Source organism: Promicromonospora iranensis (assembly GCF_028994775.1).
In the GTDB taxonomy this organism is placed as follows: Bacteria; Actinomycetota; Actinomycetes; order Actinomycetales; family Cellulomonadaceae; genus Promicromonospora; species Promicromonospora iranensis_A.
Genome location: NZ_JAJQMN010000001.1, coordinates 597203 through 613717 on the forward strand (window position 1 = coordinate 597203; position 16515 = coordinate 613717).

General features: G+C 63.7%; 14 protein-coding genes. 7 read left to right on the forward strand and 7 right to left on the reverse strand.

What is annotated here, in order from left to right:
* Together LUU90_RS02710 and LUU90_RS02715 are read right to left on the reverse strand one after the other, a co-directional pair.
* A partial coding sequence (locus LUU90_RS02710; protein ID WP_275001704.1) for a tetratricopeptide repeat protein occupies positions 1 to 1630 on the reverse strand: 1630 nt, incomplete at its 3' end.
* A 583-nt stretch (positions 1631 to 2213) separates the two neighbouring features.
* The gene (locus tag LUU90_RS02715; protein WP_275001705.1) at positions 2214 to 2579 is read right to left on the reverse strand and encodes a trypco2 family protein; all 366 of its coding nucleotides are present in this window, start codon (positions 2577 to 2579) and stop codon (positions 2214 to 2216) included.
* A 340-nt stretch (positions 2580 to 2919) separates the two neighbouring features.
* On the opposite strand from LUU90_RS02715, the gene LUU90_RS02720 reads away from it, so the two are divergent.
* Together LUU90_RS02720 and LUU90_RS02725 are read left to right on the forward strand one after the other, a co-directional pair.
* On the forward strand, positions 2920 to 3552 hold the full coding sequence (locus tag LUU90_RS02720; protein WP_275001706.1) for a hypothetical protein: 633 nt from the start codon (positions 2920 to 2922) through the stop codon (positions 3550 to 3552).
* 435 nt (positions 3553 to 3987) lie between these two features.
* Positions 3988 to 4527: a hypothetical protein gene (locus LUU90_RS02725; protein ID WP_275001707.1), complete on the forward strand. Its 540-nt coding sequence runs from the start codon at positions 3988 to 3990 to the stop codon at positions 4525 to 4527.
* 492 nt (positions 4528 to 5019) lie between these two features.
* On the opposite strand, the gene LUU90_RS02730 is transcribed toward LUU90_RS02725, so the two are convergent.
* Complete coding sequence (locus tag LUU90_RS02730) at positions 5020 to 5571, reverse strand: hypothetical protein (RefSeq protein WP_275001709.1); 552 nt, start codon at positions 5569 to 5571, stop codon at positions 5020 to 5022.
* A 372-nt stretch (positions 5572 to 5943) separates the two neighbouring features.
* Between LUU90_RS02730 and LUU90_RS02735 the strand changes: the two genes are divergently transcribed.
* From LUU90_RS02735 to LUU90_RS02745, 3 genes are read left to right on the forward strand one after another with little or no spacing between them, the layout of a single operon-like run.
* Complete coding sequence (locus LUU90_RS02735) at positions 5944 to 6963, forward strand: CBASS cGAMP-activated phospholipase (RefSeq protein ID WP_275001710.1); 1020 nt, start codon at positions 5944 to 5946, stop codon at positions 6961 to 6963.
* Positions 6963 to 7967, forward strand: coding sequence for an SMODS domain-containing nucleotidyltransferase (locus tag LUU90_RS02740; protein ID WP_275001711.1), 1005 nt, complete (start codon positions 6963 to 6965; stop codon positions 7965 to 7967). The genes LUU90_RS02735 and LUU90_RS02740 overlap by 1 nt, the downstream gene beginning before the upstream one ends.
* Before the next feature lie 4 nt (positions 7968 to 7971).
* Positions 7972 to 9864, forward strand: coding sequence for a ThiF family adenylyltransferase (locus tag LUU90_RS02745; RefSeq protein ID WP_275001712.1), 1893 nt, complete (start codon positions 7972 to 7974; stop codon positions 9862 to 9864).
* A gap of 419 nt (positions 9865 to 10283) precedes the next feature.
* On the opposite strand, the gene LUU90_RS02750 is transcribed toward LUU90_RS02745, so the two are convergent.
* Both LUU90_RS02750 and LUU90_RS02755 read right to left on the reverse strand, forming a co-directional pair.
* On the reverse strand, positions 10284 to 10781 hold the full coding sequence (locus LUU90_RS02750) for an SAM-dependent methyltransferase (protein WP_275001713.1): 498 nt from the start codon (positions 10779 to 10781) through the stop codon (positions 10284 to 10286).
* Positions 10782 to 10795: 14 nt separating this feature from the next.
* Entirely contained in the window at positions 10796 to 12199 is a 1404-nt protein-coding gene (locus tag LUU90_RS02755) for a hypothetical protein (protein WP_275001714.1), read from the reverse strand.
* A 159-nt stretch (positions 12200 to 12358) separates the two neighbouring features.
* On the opposite strand from LUU90_RS02755, the gene LUU90_RS02760 reads away from it, so the two are divergent.
* Together LUU90_RS02760 and LUU90_RS02765 are read left to right on the forward strand one after the other, a co-directional pair.
* Positions 12359 to 12709 carry a hypothetical protein gene (locus LUU90_RS02760; protein WP_275001715.1) on the forward strand — a complete coding sequence of 117 codons (351 nt, stop codon included), beginning with the start codon at positions 12359 to 12361 and terminating at the stop codon, positions 12707 to 12709.
* Positions 12706 to 13827 (forward strand): HAD family hydrolase, encoded by a 1122-nt coding sequence (locus LUU90_RS02765; RefSeq protein WP_275001716.1) that lies wholly within the window; start codon positions 12706 to 12708, stop codon positions 13825 to 13827. Before LUU90_RS02760 ends, LUU90_RS02765 begins: the two co-directional genes overlap by 4 nt.
* Before the next feature lie 71 nt (positions 13828 to 13898).
* Here the strand turns inward: LUU90_RS02765 and LUU90_RS02770 are convergent, their stop codons facing one another.
* Both LUU90_RS02770 and LUU90_RS02775 read right to left on the reverse strand, forming a co-directional pair.
* Positions 13899 to 14705, reverse strand: coding sequence for a hypothetical protein (locus tag LUU90_RS02770; RefSeq protein ID WP_275001717.1), 807 nt, complete (start codon positions 14703 to 14705; stop codon positions 13899 to 13901).
* A 561-nt stretch (positions 14706 to 15266) separates the two neighbouring features.
* Positions 15267 to 16400 (reverse strand): hypothetical protein, encoded by a 1134-nt coding sequence (locus LUU90_RS02775; RefSeq protein WP_275001718.1) that lies wholly within the window; start codon positions 16398 to 16400, stop codon positions 15267 to 15269.
* Between the last annotated feature and the right edge of the window lie 115 nt (positions 16401 to 16515).

Genomic DNA, 16515 nt, shown 5'->3' on the forward strand with positions numbered 1-16515 from the left:
GGTTCCCCGCTGCCCAGTACCCGTCCGCGAGATTGTTCCGTGACTGCAAGGTGTCGGGGTGGTCCCGGCCCAGAACCCGCTCCCGGTCTGCCAACGTCGCCTCGAACAGCGGGATCGCCCGCCCCAAGTCCCCAGCCAGCCGGTATGTGCGGGCGAGATGATCCCGGGAAACCAGGGTGTCCGGGTGGTCCGCCCCTAGTGCCTGCTCAGCGGAGGTGGACAGCGGCCGCAAAATCGTGAGCGCCGTGTGAGGATCTGACAGGTCGTTCAGGGCTTCGCCTGCTCGCGCTCCCGCGGCGACCATCTGTTCGTCCACGCCCTGATCGGGATGGGCAAGAAGCGTCAGAACGTGCGTCGCTAGCGCGGCCGCTTCAGTCCGCTGGGCCCAGTAGTCTTCTCGGTCCAGCGGCCGGACGGTACCGACCGTGCCGGTACCGGCGGCAATAGCCCGCGAGGACCAGCCATCCCGGTCGGTTATGTCGCGGATCACCCGGCCGACAAGCCGGTGCATGATCACGCTCGTGGTGTCGTCGGACGGCTGCGCCAGACCGCTGTCGGCGATGACCGCCAAGGCATCACCGACCTCGAATGCCTCACCCAGAGCGCCGAACCAACGGCGCGGCACACCGCCGGGGTCGAGGAAGGCAAGGGCGCCTAGAACCGATCGGGCCAGCTCCTGGTCGTGGGCGGCGTCTATCGCTGCTGCGACCGCTAGTGCCAGCGCGGCCACGGTCGCGCGTGGGTATTCCGGCGTTGCCTTGTCGTCCCCGAATAGGCGGTCGAGCGGTTGCCACCTCAGCTCCTGCATATACTCGCTGTACCCGTAACCATGGTCGAGACGGCGACGGCGCGCGATCGTCCAGACCGCCCCTGCCAGCGCCAGGGGAAGTCTGCCCAATTCCACTGCGACCCGTCGTGCACCGGCTGGGTCTGCCAGAGCGGTCCCGTCATGTAGGTAGGCGAGCGCCTGCTTGTGGGTGAACACGCCAATGTCAAGAACGTCGCCGAGAGCGACGGATCGGTCAGCCGAGGTGGCGATCACCGCAGCCGTTGCCTCCGGTGGCAACAGACCATCCAGGTCGTGCCGGTCGATGACGTTGTCGAACACGACCAGCCGACGGGTATCGCGGTCGCTGGCCCACAGGCTGTACAACCTGCGCACGCTGTCTTCGGGCGGTTCGCCCTGGGCGACTGCGCCGAGGCGTTCGGCCAGGAGCCGTAGGTCGGACACGGCCCCGGCGCGGGTCTCGGCGTTGACCCACGCCACCACGGGCCAGCCCTGCTGCACACAGTGGCGCGCGATCTCGCCGGCGGTCTGGGACTTGCCGACACCACGCAACCCGGCCAGCGAAACCAGGGTCATAGTGCTGTTACCAGCGACTCGTTCCACGAGCCTGGCAGTTACGGCACGGTCCACGTACCCCGGAGCTCGCCGAGGGATCTGACCCACGACGACCTGTTCGGTCCGCGTTGTCCCGCCGACAGTGGTCAGCCCTGCGATGCCCGTCACGCCGATCCGGTCCAAGAATCCCGCAGCCGACTCCGGATCAAGCCTGTCGAGCAGGTCGAACCCGGCAACGCGAAGAACGGTCGGGGTCTCCTTGACCTGCCGCGCCGAGATCACGCCCACGCAGTACTCCCGGCCGCTAACGGTGGCCAGCACAGCTCCGCCCGATGCTGCCGACCATGCCTGGGTGGCCTCGGGCGCCGTACCCCGAACGTCCGGCAGCAGCGACCTGTCCGATGTCAGTGAGAGCGCTACTCGTCCGTCACGGACCCAGCCATCCGGTATCCGAGCCACATGCGCCGAGTCCAGCAGCAGGTTCCCCGTCAAGGGCACCAGCCCGTCCGGCCCGCTGGGCTCACCCGGTGTGTGCGGGTCGAGGCGCCCGAACGACGGGTAGCACCCGCACGTGCAGCCAACAAGCACTCCGCCGGCCGCAGTGTCCAGAACTGCCAGCGACACTGGCTCGACCTCAGGCAGACCATCGACCTCCAGCAGCGCGAGGTCAACATTGGCGTCACAACTCCGCCATACGACCCGTCCGGTTAAGCGGTTCCCGTCGTGCCACACCTGGTAGTCCTCACCGTCCGCGCAATGGTCCGCGGTCAGGACCAGATTCTCTCGCAGGTGGAACCCAGAGCCACGGGAGCGGACTTCCTGCCCTGTACGCGCGAACGTGAGCAGGACGTTCCGCACTACTTCCACCGCGTCAGTCCTGTCCGTCCAACAGAGGTGTCTGCGTCGTCCCGTCGTCCGACACGACCTTCGGTGTCAGCGTCAGCCTGATGGTCTGCGTCGTTGCGCGCTCCGCCGACCCCTTGGTGCTGGCATCGACCAGCCACCACTTGACGCCGCCCCCGGCCTCCGCGCCGAGCGTGACGGTCGCCTGAAGCTCGACCTCGATCGCCGTCGCCTCGAACCGCAGCCGGCTGTCCTTCCCGGCGTCCATCGCCGCCTCCAGCTCCGACCTCAACGCCTCGATCGCCTTCGCAATAGGCACACCCTCAGCCATGAGAACTCCCCCTGTACCTGCCTGGACGAACAACGCTAAAGGTGCAAGCAGCTCGACGGCCATAGAAGTCAGAAATGAGGCCGTACTTCCGAGCCAGGCTTCTAGCGAACCAGGGATCAGATGCCGTAGTAGAGCTCGAAGTCGTACCTGGGCGACGGCCGGTGCTGGCGGCATTGGAATCGTTGGAATTTAGCGGTTTCTGCGTTGGCTAGCGCCGGTCAGTTGGGGTGGCTGTCGGGCTTCTTGTGGGCTTTTCTTGGACTCGGCGACGAGCGCGAGCGCGACGGCTCGCAGGATCAACACACTGGAGCACGGGCCAACGAGGCGGCCACCCCGCCGCCAAGCAGTCACGGATGCCCCCTCGCGCAAGGGCACATGCGAGGAAGACAAGTATCGTGGGCACGTGCCTGACGACGGTCACTTGGTGGACGATGTTGCAGGCGAGGCGGCAGCGCTCGTCGTGCCCGGTTCTGGGCCTCTTATAGGTCGAGCCTTCGCAGCGCTTCGTCATGAGTGGCAGCGGAACGCGTCTCTGGCGCTCAAGGCGGCCGTGTCGATTTCGGGCCTCTCGCGCAACGACCTCGAAGAGCTGTTGGAGGAGGATCCGGCGCTGACGCCCCTCTACCTCCGGGTGCTCTGGGCGGCTGGCATGAACGGGCATGACGAGACGTTGCGAGCGATGGGCGCAACGCTTGGGGAGGCGGTCCGTTCCCGTGACTGCGATGACGCTGAGTCAATCGCAGACGCGGACCAGGCACTCCTCGGGATGAGCAGGTTGACCCCTCGCCACTTTCGCGTCCTCCGGTTCCTCTGCAGCAAGCCTCGGCCGATTGCCGGCGCCGATCCTTCTGTCTGGAGCACCGCGTACCTCGCAGAGGAACTCGAGATGACCGAGGAACGGATGTCATGGTGTCTTACGGACTTGGGGACCACAGGCTTAACCATTTCCGAGGGCCGCTGGGGTGGAGTACACAGTTGGGCAACGCCGCTCGGGCAGGCGGTCGTACGGGCCGCGGACCAGCTCGGCGCGGTGTGACTCTTGTTCCTGGCGCGGTACGGGAGCGCTCAATCTGACTTCAGGTCCGCTCGATATGCCGAGAAGACCAGATTGAAGGAACCGCGGGGACTGTACCTCGGGTTCTCCCGAGAGCTGTCCTGTTATGTCTCGCGGTGTCCGAGGAGTTGGTTGGGCACCGCGAGACCCTTGGGAATCCGGGGATGTCACGGCACAACGCTGCGTTGGTGAGAGTGGCGTCGGATGGGCTCAGACAGCGCTCATGTGTACCCGATGTGTACCGCACGGCGGGTCTCAGATTTGGTGCGTCCTGCAGTCACCGATGTCCGACGCTGGGCACGCAAAACCGTGTCTTCGGCTGTGTCAGCGGCCAGCCGTAGGATCTGGGCTCGTGAATCGACCTGCGCTTCATGCGCTCACTACGCCCGTCCACTGGCCGATGGGTAGATACTGACCATGGGCATCTACTTCGGCTTGTTCGCCGTGGACTCCGGCCTCGTTCAGCGGGACGAGGAGTGGCTCGCGGAGTACGCGGAAGAACGATACCGAGAGTTCTGGGAGTGGGACCAGGATCCAGCGGCGGCGATGGACGACCCGCGCAGCGAAGTCATGCTGCGTTACCAGCACCACTACATGGACCTAATCAACCCTTACCTGGAGGCCGCGTACGGCATCGAGCCATACACCTGGTTCGCCGGTGAGCAGGTCAGCGAGCTCTACTTTGTCACGCCGCCGGACCAAGTCACTGCACTCGCAGCCACCCTGTCGCGTCCGGCCGGCGACGTTCGTGAACGGCTCGACTCCCTTGCTCGGGCAAACCTCGACATGGTGGGCACCTGGACACCATTGGAGGGCCTCCAGGCAATCGGCACGATCCAGGACGGGACCGTCGACCAGGTCTGGGAGCTGATCGATGGCTTGCACGTCCAGCTTCAGACCTTTTTCCAGCGAGCCGCCGACAGCGGACAAGCCATGATCGGCGAGTTCAGTCCGTGACACGGTCGCAGGTGATCCCCGCACCTTCGTCTTTGTCACCCGTGACCAGAGCATGTCCACGACCCGGAAATTGCCCAACACGAATGTGAGCCTGCGCCAGAGTGTCCCCGCGGTGTCAGCAGTAGTTCGTGGATCGCAGTCCGGGCATATGGCACGAGTTGCGATCGGCGACAACGGCCGGGAGCGTTGGAATACCAACGCTCCCGGCCGTTGGTCACGTTGAGACCGGATGGACTCGTGCGGACCTCTTGCGGACTATCTGCGCACTGCTGTCGCGTCGTCAATCCATGGCGGCTGGGGCTCATGCGGACCTCCGGTCGGCTACCTCTGCGTCGACTGGCAAGGTCACATTCCAACCCGCGATCTGCCTGAAGGAGATGGGGCAGCCATTGTGGAGTTGACCGCTACCAGATCAAGGCGCGCCTGACGGCGCCCGCGACCTCCGCCACCTCCGGTCGCACCCCGTCGCACCCACCTCCGCCGCTGATGCGCTCACACCTGCTTGGTCAGAGATTCAAGTGCCCGGCGGCCTGCCGTCACGTCGGCCAACATGGGGGCGAGGAGCGCGCTCATGTCGTCGGGGATGTCCGGAGCCGAAGGGGCGATGTCGAGGTCGTGCGCTCGCGCTGTTGCAAATACTTCTCGTGCTTCAGGATCAGGATCGGCTGTCAGCCTCGCGATCTGGATCTTGCGGGCGCTGTCCCTCGCGTTCTGGAGGTCACCAACAGACTGGATCGCGACGATGACGGCCAGCCAGTCGTTCCAGAGCAAGCGGGACGCGATGACATCACGGCCTTCCTTCCAACCGTCCGCTGTCAGTCTCAGATCGTGCGGCCACCACTTCTTGTTCCGAATGCACATCCGAGCGGCCGTTTCGGCCATTAGGAGGTCAGCATCGATCAAGCGCGCAGCTCGTCGTGCCATTACGGCTTCCCGCCGATTTTCTGCCCTGCGTTCCAACCAGCCGCCGAAGCCGACCCCAGCGATGCCGCTGACCAGCGTTCCGCCGATTCCCGCAAGAGCAATGATCGCCTCTCCGTCCATGGGGGTAAGCATGCACCTGCGCGCACGAACAGAGTCGGCGGCCGTGAAATCCCGGCCGCAGCGATGCTGTCCGTAACTCGCAGACGGCCACGACGGCCGGTGCCCGTAACCAGTACGTCGATCACCCGCCTAACAACCGCCCGCCTGAGGTCGACGTGCCTGAACATCCGACGCCAGGCACCACTCCAAGGTGGACTCTTCTTGGGCTCCGTTGGTGCGATGCCCTGTCCAGCCAGCCTGGTCCGCCTAGGTGTCGGTGCCCTATGCGGCCTAGCCACTCGGTCGCGAGGCACCGATCCGAGTTGCCGATTCGCCACACCGATGTCAGTGGCGAGGGCTACCGTGTGAGCACCGCAGGAGATGGAGGAGCAAGTGACGAGTCAGCTCTCCTCAAGTGGACCGGTCCCGGAGCCCTTCAACGGGGATCGTTTCCAGATCCTCGCCCTCGACGGTGGAGGCGCGAAGGCGCTGTTCAGCGCCAATGTTCTCGCGCGGTTCGAACAGGACATTGGCGTACGCGTCATCGACAACTTCGACCTCATCGCAGGCACCTCCGCAGGTGGAATCGTGGCGCTAGCGCTCGGTGCAGGACTATCCCCAGCCGAAGTGGCCGATCGTTACCTAGAGCTCATTGCGAAGATCTTCCCGCGCAACCGGCAGCGAAAACTGCGGCCGAGCCGTTTGGTGCGACCGAGCTACTCAGGCGCCGCCTTGCTCGATGCACTCAACTCCGTCTTCGGCGATCGCCGACTTGGCGAGAGCGCCAAGCGGCTCCTCGTGCCGTCGTGGAATGTCCAGAGCGGCGGCGTCCACATCTTCAAGACACCCCACCACGCTCGTCTCGTCCGCGACTGGAACGTCAAGATGGCCGATGTCGCTCTCGCGACGGCGTCCGCGCCGACATACTTCCCAGCGGCCACGGTCGACTCGACACGACTGATCGACGGTGGCGTGTTCGCGAACAATCCGTCGGTACTCGCGATTGCTGAAGCGACAAGCATGCTCGGAGTGCCGCTCGACGCGATCCGGATCCTCAATATCGGAACGATGAGCCCATTCACTGACCATTCCGACAAGCTGGATAACGCCGGGCTGAGCAAGTGGGGGCTCGCTGCGGTTCCCCTGATCCTCGCCGCGAGCAGCGCCAGCAGCAGTGGCCTCGCTCGTCACTTGATCGGCTTCGACGACTTCGTCCGCATGGACGCTGTCGTTCCACCAGGATTGTTCTCGCTCGACCGCATCGATGCGAAAAAGGTTGCAGGCTATGCCGCCACGGTCAGCCGAGACCTCAGCCCGGAGTACTCCACCAAGTTCGCGGATCACATCGCGCCGTCCTATACGCCACTGCGGGTCGCAACCGCGACAGGACCTACCCCTGAGGAGCCGAAATAATGGAGCAAGTCACACACTTCACCAATTTTCTCACCGAGAGGGTCAACCTACCCGAGTCCAAACTGGAATTTCTCGACAAGCGGGTTGATCTGATTTACAGCGCCCTCAAGAATTCTGATCTAGGTGCTCGCGTACTCGGTATGAAGAAGCAAGGATCGTGGGCACAGCGCACCATCATCAATCCGAAGGAGGGTGAAGAGTTTGACGCAGACTTCATGATCGAGTTTGAAGAACAGGACGGCTGGAGCCCGTCGGACTATCAGACGCCCGTCTTCGACGCTCTTAGTGAGTACTGCGAAGCACAGAAAATGAACACCCTCCCGGAAGCGAAGAACCGCTGCGTGACAGTTACGTACGCCAACTTCATGCACGTAGACGTTGTCCCGTACGTGAATCGTGCGGTCGACGGCGAATGCATTGTCAACACTGACACGAACACCTGGGAAGACACGGACCCGAGTGGATTCACCAAGTGGATGCGCAAAAAGGATGAGATTGCCAACGGCAATATGCGCCGAGCACTACGCATCCTCAAGTACCTGCGGGATCACCGGGACTACTACGAGGACACCAAGTCGATCATCCTCACCACCATCGTCGGCGGCGTCATCAGTCTCGACAAGACGCGGACCTACCCGGGCTGTTACGACAACCTTCCCAAGACGCTCCACCGAATCACGGCCGACCTCGCCGCCTGGGTGCGGGACATGCCGGAGCGGCCTGAGATCGCCGACCCGTCCCGCGCCGACTCCACCTTTACCCATCGCTGGCCACAACCGGAGTACGACAATTTTCGGCGAGACATCCAGGACGTCGCAGCCCGCGTCGAGGAAGCGATCAACTGTTCGACGGCTTGGTCGGACAGCACCAACAAGTGGCGTGAACTCTTGGGCGACGGCTTCGGCCCAGCCGACATCGGTAACGAAAGCAAGTTTCCTGCGACCGGAACAGGAGTAGCAGCGGGGATTGAAACCATGACTGGGCGCAGCGGCCGAGCCGGCTAGGTTCATGGTCAAGAAAAAACCCGGGCTCACGGGCTGGCAACGTCGCTGCCTCTCCCAGCTCAAGGCATCCGCCAGCCAGCTTCCGGAAACGCTCGACGTCATCGGCGATGGGAAGCTTGACGACAAAACCCGGGCGCTCCACATTCCGTTCAGACTCAACACGACTGATATTGAAACAGTTCCAGGTGGGCTCCCGCTTGAAAGTAGCGAACTATTCATCATTGCCGTTGCACCGACCGATGAGCATCCGCCGTGGGTGTACGTCGACCATGCTCGATTCTTGGGCCACCCTCACGTGTTGTCCGGTTTCCTGCTCTGCCTCTACCTCGACGAAACCCGGGAGTGGGACCCCGAACAGTGCATAAACGGGGAGCCCAATGGCGTACTTAACCGACTATGGCGATGGTTAAGTAAGGCCGCTCGCGCGGAATTCAATGCAGACGAAGCTCTCTATCACGCGGTCGGTGGGCTCCCGCACGTCAGCCGAACCGGCCTGCCTCTGCCTCCTATCCTGGTGCGTGATCTGCCTGAGCAGCATGGCCGTGCGGCATCCGCCTGGCTCACCCTTCGTTCCGACTGGTGCCTGCAACTGCACACCTCACGCCCCCTCGACGTCGAGACAGAACATGTTCCGGTCTTCTTCACCGATCACGATCTGCCCTTTGGCGCAGGCGACGACTACCTGTATGAACTCACCACACGCCTTGACCTGCCCTACAACGGGGGACTTGCAGCTGCGTTCGCGCCGCAAAACTCCGCCTTCAGGCCGACCAGACGAGCCAGCGGGGTGCGGTGTCAAGGCGCCCCCCTCAGCAGCAGCACTGGCCAGGACCGCACAACCTCAACCCAGTTCGATCGAAGGCCGTCGATCGCTATGCTTACCGTCCTCGCCGCAAGCGCAGCACGAAAGCCGAGCGGAGCGCCACAAACTCTCCTTCTTGCTGTCCCCCATCCAAGAGGCGGGCCTCGCCACCTCATCGCCGTGCATTTCGACTCGATACTTGCGGACCATCTTCGTGCACTCGTGCGTGACCGGACCGGTCCCCTGCTCAACTTCGAAGAAGCACGAATCGATCGAGCTACACCACTCAAGTGGTGCTACATCTCGGACGAGCGAACTGAGGTCACCCGCAGACGCGACATCGCACGACCCGTGACGGCATACCAAGGTGCGACCGTCGTAGTTTGGGGTGTCGGAGGGCTCGGATCGTGGATCGCTGAGTTCATCACGCGAGCCGGAGCCTCGAAAGTGACTGTCTGCGACACGGGTATCGTCACTGGCGGTCTCCTCGTCCGCCAAAACTACACAGATCATGACATCGGAGCATCGAAGGCGGAGCGGCTTGCAGAGCGGCTACGAGCGATAGCACCAAGCGCCTCGATAGAAAGTCACGGAAATCTCGGGGACGATGAACTGCAGAAAATCGCCACGTCCGCGAATCTAATCGTGGACGCAACGATTAATCGTGTTGTGACTCGCCGACTCGAAAGCATTTCAACGGACCCCGACAGGGCGGCAGTCATTGCGCAGGTCGCTACCGACGTCGGCACTGGCAGCCTCGGCCTCGCTATGATCCATGGGCGCAAGACGCAAGAGAGCGTCCTGGAAACAGACATGAGAGTTGGCCGGGCAGTTGAACGAGAACTAGCACTTGAACCCTATCGCGTCTTTTGGAACGATCCCGAGCCAGGAGACGAGTTTGTCCCTACGCGGGGTTGCTCCTTACCGACGTTCCATGGCTCCGCTGTCGATCTAGCCGGCGTCGCCGCCACTTTGACGAACCTCATAGCACCACACCTAAAGGATCATGCGAGCGGTACACATCTTGTAGCCTTACCCCACTCAGGTGTAACACCGGAATACCGGTACATAACGCACGATACACTGGAATCGTAAGACGAGGGACGGATACCACCCGTTGGAAACGCGGGGACCAGGACCCTCATATGTTGTCGTCGAAGACACGGTGAGAGGCAGGTTTTCGAGCCTCCGTGAAGCTAACGGCTGGGATCGCCTGTACTCAACCGATCCCAGCCATTGCGACCTACCCTCCGGATCACCATGAGTCGTGGGGAACTAGGCGAGAGAATCGTCACCGGTTCTCGATCAGCTCACGCACGTCTTGCGTACCAATCAGGGCTTGGCCTGCTCGTGCCAGGTGTTAGTGCTCCCGTCCAACGCGGTGTCGGCCACGCGGGCCGCGAACGACGTCTTGATACCCGATCGCGAACTGTCAATCCACTTCTGGACATGCCGATAACCAGTTGCCCGGTACTCCAAAGCCTGGAGAAGGCACTCGAGTAGGGCCCCCGAAGTCAGGACCGAGGCTGCTCGTTCCCGGCGGAAGCAAAGTAGTCACCAAGCATCTCGGTAACCCATGCCGGCTGGTGCGTCTCGCCGCGCGGACCCATCTCGGCGAACCACGGCTTGATGTCGAGGACAGGCGTCCCGTCGACAGCATCAAGGTCCTCGACGTGCAGATCCAGGCCGTCGATCAACACCAGTCGGCACCGTGAGACGCCAATCCAGTTCTGCCGACGCATGTTCCGGTGCCCGAAGATCCCGACCTCCGGCCAGTCCGGATTGTTGCGCGGGCGACGCGCGCCAGGATCGAGGTCGGACTGGTCAGTCAGGTGGAAGAAGAACGCGACTTCGAGGTGGGAGAACTCGTCGAGGCCAGCGACTGATGCCTCGGTGTAGGCGTCCGGGTCGATCCGGATGATCGAACGAGCGCCGCCCCAGTAGTCATCAGTCGGCTCGACGCGCCCGCCAACAACGTGCGCGACTGGGGTCATGACGATGGGGTCGGTCAACGTTCCTCCGCGTGTCAGTTCGTAGCAGCAAGATAGGCGCCGGCGCGCTGGTCGAGAATATCCGCGTCCGAGCTGGTCGCCCTGTAGGTCGCCAGGGCGGAGCGCATCTCGATGATGGTCTGGCGAGCCCTAGCCGACTGCACGCCGTCCATCGCGTCGAGCGCCACGCTCCAGGTCGCGATTGCTTGCTCCAATTCGCCGCGCCTGGCCTGCACGTCCCCGAGATATCCCAGTGTCACTGCATGGGTCCGCTTGAACGTGGATGCCTTGCGGGTCACGACGGAGTACTCCAACTGCTGCTCGGCTCCGGCAAGGTCTCCGATATCCCGAAGGGTATTGCCAGTCTCGTGTGCAAGAGACGCTTCCCCGAAGAAGAAGACCCGTGTGGGTTCGTCGCCCCCAGGCGTCGCAGCAGCAAGGTCCCGTTCGGCGACGAGCAGGGCGGATGATGCTGCGCTCTTCTGACCTGTCGCGGCAAGAGCGCGGGCGTGGACCACGCCGAGGAGCGCCCGCTCTCTTGGCGCGGCAGCCTTGTAGCGGTCGCCGTCCACCGAGGCTGTCGCGAGTTCCTGAGCCTGGGTCGGGTGGCCGAGGTCGATCGCCTGGTGCGCCATCGCGCGCAGCGTGTGCCCTGCCATCGCGGGATCATCGGCCTCAGCGGCGAGCTTGACCGACGAGGTGAACAGTCCCTGGGCGATGCCGTGCTCAGCGTTGTCGAAGGCCATCCAGCCGGCGACATACGCCAGTTCGGAAGCGGCGGAGAACATCTCGCTTCTGAGTACGTCGTTCGCGAAGGAGCCGTTCAAGAGCCGCTGCACGTCGTCGGTGAGGTACTGCATGGCGGCCGCCCGCGCGTGCCCGCCACCGTGCCGCTGGTCCATCCGAGAGAAGAACGCGACAGACTCGCGGACCGCTTCGAGGTCACCGCGGCCTACCGAGCGAACGCCGCGTGCGGCACGCTCGGTGGATCGGCGAACCATCTCGGTCCACCACGACTCATTGGGCAATGCGGCTGCGACCGTCGAGTAGGCCGCCAGACCGAGCAGGCCCCGTCGAGTGAGGTCCACGTACTTGCTCCCCAGGTCGGCCAGCCCGGTTAGCGTATCCATCTCCCACGTGGACGAGTGACCAGGTTCTCGCGCCGCGCTCCCACGCTTGGTCGGGTAGAAGCCGATCTCGGCATCCGTCGCCACACCAAGGACGGCGCGCAGACCGTCCCGATACTGCTGCCCAGGCCACCAGGACTGGCCGCGCTCGTAGCGGGCTATCGCGTGGGCATCGAGTGCGATGCGCTGCCCGGTCATCGCCCAGACATGCGCGTTCACAGCTTCCGCAAGTTCCGCGCGGGACATGGGTTCGCCGGGGCGCATACGTGAGGCCAGGGCCTCGCGCCGCTCGCGGAGTAGATCGTTGCCCATTGCCCGATCTCCTCCCCCGTGCGCAGGTCGTCCCGGGCGGACGTTCTACAGATTGTCCTGTTGATTGCCCTGCCTGTGTGAGCGAATCGCAACAAGAGTAGCGAGGAGACGCATCTCAGCGACCGATCCCAGACGGCCAGGCAGACTTCGGAGAGTCCCGTGAACCGCAGAGCAGCAATGACGCGACGTCCTGAATCACACACTCCAACGCAGGGCGCGCCAGGTAACCAGCGGCGATTGCAGACGGGCATCAACAACGGACTCATAGTTGCGGCATGGTTTCTCGACTGCGTCGGGGCCGAACGCATCGAACTGGTGACCGTGACACCTCACCGTGTCAGCCTCAAGCCAGCCGACCTCAACCAGGGCGAACAGATCGCCGGTCTACTCAACCTGAACATGCCAATCGACCACCGGATGCTCGTGCCCGGCAGCACGCTGTGGACCGGTGAACGTGACGGCTTCGAGGTCCAGGTCCGGTCCGTGCTGCGCGGAGTGGTTGCCCGATGAGTGCCGCGACCGCGACCGTCACACGGACCCTCGTGGCGCTCGATATCGACGGGACCCTGGTGGACGACGGGAGCAGGATTCCGTCTGGCACGGTCGAGGAGCTGGACCTGGCCCGCGCTGCCGGGCACGAGATCGTGCTCGCTACCGGGCGATCCCTGGTCGGGTTACTGCCGATCACGGTCCGGCTGGGCCTGACCGACGCCTGGGGCGTGTGTTCGAACGGCGCCCTGACCATCCGCCTGGACCCCTCCGCACCCTCCGGTTACGACCTCGTCGACGCCCGGATGTTCGACCCAGGGCCAGTGATCCGCCGGGCCCTGGAGACCGTTCCGGTGGCTCGGGTCGCGGTCGAGGAGATCGGTTGGGGCTGGCGTACGAATCATCCGTTCGAGACGGGAGAGCTCAACGGCCAGCAGAAGCTCGTCACGGTAGACGACCTGGTGGCCCGACCCGCCACCCGGATCGTCATCGCCGCACCCGAGATCCGCAGGATCACCGATGCCCTGCACGCCACCGGCGTCACGGTCACCCCGATGGGCCCCGACTGGCTCGACATCGCAGCCCGGGACGTGAACAAGGCGGTCGCACTCGACGGCGTACGCAAGCACCTGAACATTCCGGTCGAGCGGACCGTTGCGGTCGGGGACGGTGTCACCGATCTGACGATGCTCGCTTGGGCCGGGCGCTCGGTCGCGATGGGGCATGCGCCCGCGATCGTGCGCAGCGCCGCCGACGAGACCACCGGCACCATCGAGCAGGCGGGAGCCCTGTCGGTACTGCGTTCCCTGGTACCGGCCGTAAACCGTTCACTGTCACCGTTGGCTGCGCAGATAGCCACCGCCGAGGCCAACACAGTAAGGCCAGCAGTACTGCGCGTGTGGCACGGCCCTAGCGAGGACCTGTCCCGATGCGAAGCCTGGACGCTTCAATCGGGTCACTGGATTCGATACGCGCCGATCCCTTCTGGAGTCGGCGTGACGATGCGCGCAATCGAGGCCGCCGCACTGGAGGCAGGCTTGCTCTTCCCTCGTGGCGATGAGGGCCGCCGCCGCGCACAATGGCGCAGCGTTTCTGGTGCCGGTCCCGCCGGATTCGAGCTACCTATTGGCCGCCTCTGACGCTTGACGTTAGACCCCCTGGGATTGCAGGCAGGGCGCGTCTACAAGTGCACGACGGCATGAGGCGAGGTTCACCTAGCTGTGCGGAGCTTCTTATATGCGCGCCCTCCGGGGCGAGGTGCCTGGTGAGGTTCGAAGGTCTTCATGACCGTCTCGTTGACGCGGTAAACGTTCCGCCGTCGAGTGACGGCATAGTCGTCGCCCACCAACGCCTGGTCCACCGACACCAAACCATGTTCGGACAACTCGATCGCAGCACGGCTCCAGGTCGAACCCGACAGGCCGTACAGATCCTTGCGCTCAGCATCCGTCCATCGGCGATCCTCCCTCCCCCCTGTGAGCTCCTTGAGTATTAGATAGAGCGCCAGCTCACGACCACTCATCACGCAAATCCAGGCATTTGTCCAGAACTCGATCGGCAAGGTGAGGTAGCGATTACCGTCACCGCGACCAGGCCACGGCGGCGGGTTCCCCGTGGCCGGAGCCATCGGGTTGAGCACTTGGATCTGTCGCCGGCCGTCCCCATCCTTGATTTCCGCGAGGAAGCGTTCCGACTTGAGCCAACGCATAGCCGCTTGAACTCGCCGCACACCCTTGGTGGCCGGATCAGGCAGGGCTAAGGTACGAGCCACCTCGCCCGCATGAAGCGGCCTCGTGGTGTGGGGCGCCTTGGTTGCCCTCATCACGTACGTCAGGAACAGCTTGAGACGGACTTCGCCACTCTGGCCGCCGCCCAGAAGCTTGGCAAGGGCCGGCTCCCCCGAGCCACCCTTAACGAACCCGATCGGCAGCTGGACACTTGACACCCGCCCAGCCCGCCGAACCAGTTGCCTGAGGTTTGCGTGTGCGTCGCTGAGGTCTGCGTTCTGCTCGGCCATCGATCTCTCCTCAACCTACGTCGTTAGCAGACGCCGGGGGTGCAGTACACGGGGTACACGGGGTACGTGGGGGTACTAAGGGGTCCTGGCACCGCAGCGCGCGACAGCGCTTGATCGCTACCTTGCCGAAGGGTTCTCCTACGTCTACAACCGATGTCTTCCTCGTCTAAAACCGCTGTTCCCGATATCAGAGAGCAACCCTCTCATCGTCCACAAGCGATGCTCCCACAGTCAGAGAACGATTGTCTACGAGGTGGACATGGCGCATCAGATTGGTGTGCGATGAGGCTTGTCGCCAGCAAGGTGATGCCACGACGGCTCCCACGGATTGCGCCCGCGGGAGCCGTCCCTGACGGAGGAGGTGATCACATGCTCCAGGGTTTCAAGCTGACCATTCGATTCGGTCGTCATCAGCTGTCCATCACCCTCGAGCCGTTCTGACTGGGGGGCGAGGAGGCACCTCTTCTCACCCCATTCGAACGCATATGAGTCTGCAGCACAAGCCACCTCGCCAGCCCCTGCACCCCGGGGCTGGCGAGGTGGCACATCCAAGGCCCCGGATCACCGCTCCACGATGGCAGGTGCCGCGATGCGCTCGACACGAACCGCGCGCTTTTCCAGCAGGTACCGCAGCACCTGCTCGTCGTTCTCGGTAACGCCTGGGCCCAGTCGCGTCTTACAGAAAAACAACGGCGCCATACCGTCGAGGCCCCCGCCGAGCGGGCGCAGCTCGATATATGGGGCCAGCCCGTACGGCCCCTCGCGCACATGAACGACAGCTTGTCGCTCATCCGAGCCAGCAACGACCAGCCGAGCCTCCGACTCTTCGATGAAGGTCCTGTCCTTCACGAGCCCGACCATGGTGAGGTACCACTGGATCGCCCAAGATTCTGCCTCGCTCTCCGATACTTCGCCGCGACACGCGGCAGCGAAGACCTCAAAAACGCTGGCTTCCAGGCGGTGCAAAGCCTCGTCAAGTTCGGGTGTACCGGTGTAGAGGACGTTGCGCCAAACAAGATCGATGTCGGACGAAGGTCGATTCGTCTGCTCTGAGGCGATCGACGTCTCCGGCTCGGGGGCGTGGTATCCCTCCACTACGGCGTCGCGCGTCGGCGATTCGCGGCCGTCCTCCCCGGCAATGTCCTCGTCGGTGCTTGCAATGTCGCCCTCGATGCAAATCGGTTCGAACGCCACCTTGACGTCGAGGCACATAACGCACGAGCCGTACGCGCGCCATTGGGAGAGTCGGTCCGGAACGGTGGATGCGCAGGCGACATACATGGCTTCGCCCCTCAACCAATGGTCGCCAAGGGTGACGATGAGCAGGAGCGCTTGCGCCGGTGTGAGAGGTACTCCAGTGGGCTGTCGGACGTCGTCGAGCCCTCTGAGCTCATACAGCCACAGATCCGTGAGCCTCATGAAGTTAGTGCGCGCCGCGCTCTCGGGCAGTAAGCGGAGTGGAACGCCGACCGCATCCTGCTCCTCAGCCAAGCGGGCGTTGGCGTACTCCGAAATGAGGCGCTGCCCAGTTTCAATCTCCGCGCGGTCGTTCATAACTGAGGTGAGCGCCGCACGCAGCGGGCTGCCGTAGGCGACCGCATGCGCGGTCGCAGGCACGGCGTAGTGATAGACGAACGGACCAAGAGCGCGCGGGCATATGGCATCGAAGAGGCTGTTGCTATCGAACGCGGTCACGACACGACGCTAGCGCCTCAACTGGGCAACGCCGACGCGAGTTCGAAGGTGCCAAGGTTGCCGGCTACGTGCGCGCGCTGACCTCAGCACTGTGAACCAGCATCTCGACGGCACC

What these genes read in the sequence shown, in the direction of transcription:
- LUU90_RS02725 (WP_275001707.1), top strand. Translation starts at nt 3,988, where the DNA reads ATGGGCATCTACTTCGGCTTGTTCGCCGTGGACTCCGGCCTCGTTCAG.
- LUU90_RS02770 (WP_275001717.1), bottom strand. Translation starts at nt 14,705, where the DNA reads ATGGCCGAGCAGAACGCAGACCTCAGCGACGCACACGCAAACCTCAGG.
- LUU90_RS02755 (WP_275001714.1), bottom strand. Translation starts at nt 12,199, where the DNA reads ATGGGCAACGATCTACTCCGCGAGCGGCGCGAGGCCCTGGCCTCACGT.
- LUU90_RS02730 (WP_275001709.1), bottom strand. Translation starts at nt 5,571, where the DNA reads ATGGACGGAGAGGCGATCATTGCTCTTGCGGGAATCGGCGGAACGCTG.
- LUU90_RS02715 (WP_275001705.1), bottom strand. Translation starts at nt 2,579, where the DNA reads ATGGCCGTCGAGCTGCTTGCACCTTTAGCGTTGTTCGTCCAGGCAGGT.
- LUU90_RS02745 (WP_275001712.1), top strand. Translation starts at nt 7,972, where the DNA reads ATGGTCAAGAAAAAACCCGGGCTCACGGGCTGGCAACGTCGCTGCCTC.
- LUU90_RS02765 (WP_275001716.1), top strand. Translation starts at nt 12,706, where the DNA reads ATGAGTGCCGCGACCGCGACCGTCACACGGACCCTCGTGGCGCTCGAT.
- LUU90_RS02740 (WP_275001711.1), top strand. Translation starts at nt 6,963, where the DNA reads ATGGAGCAAGTCACACACTTCACCAATTTTCTCACCGAGAGGGTCAAC.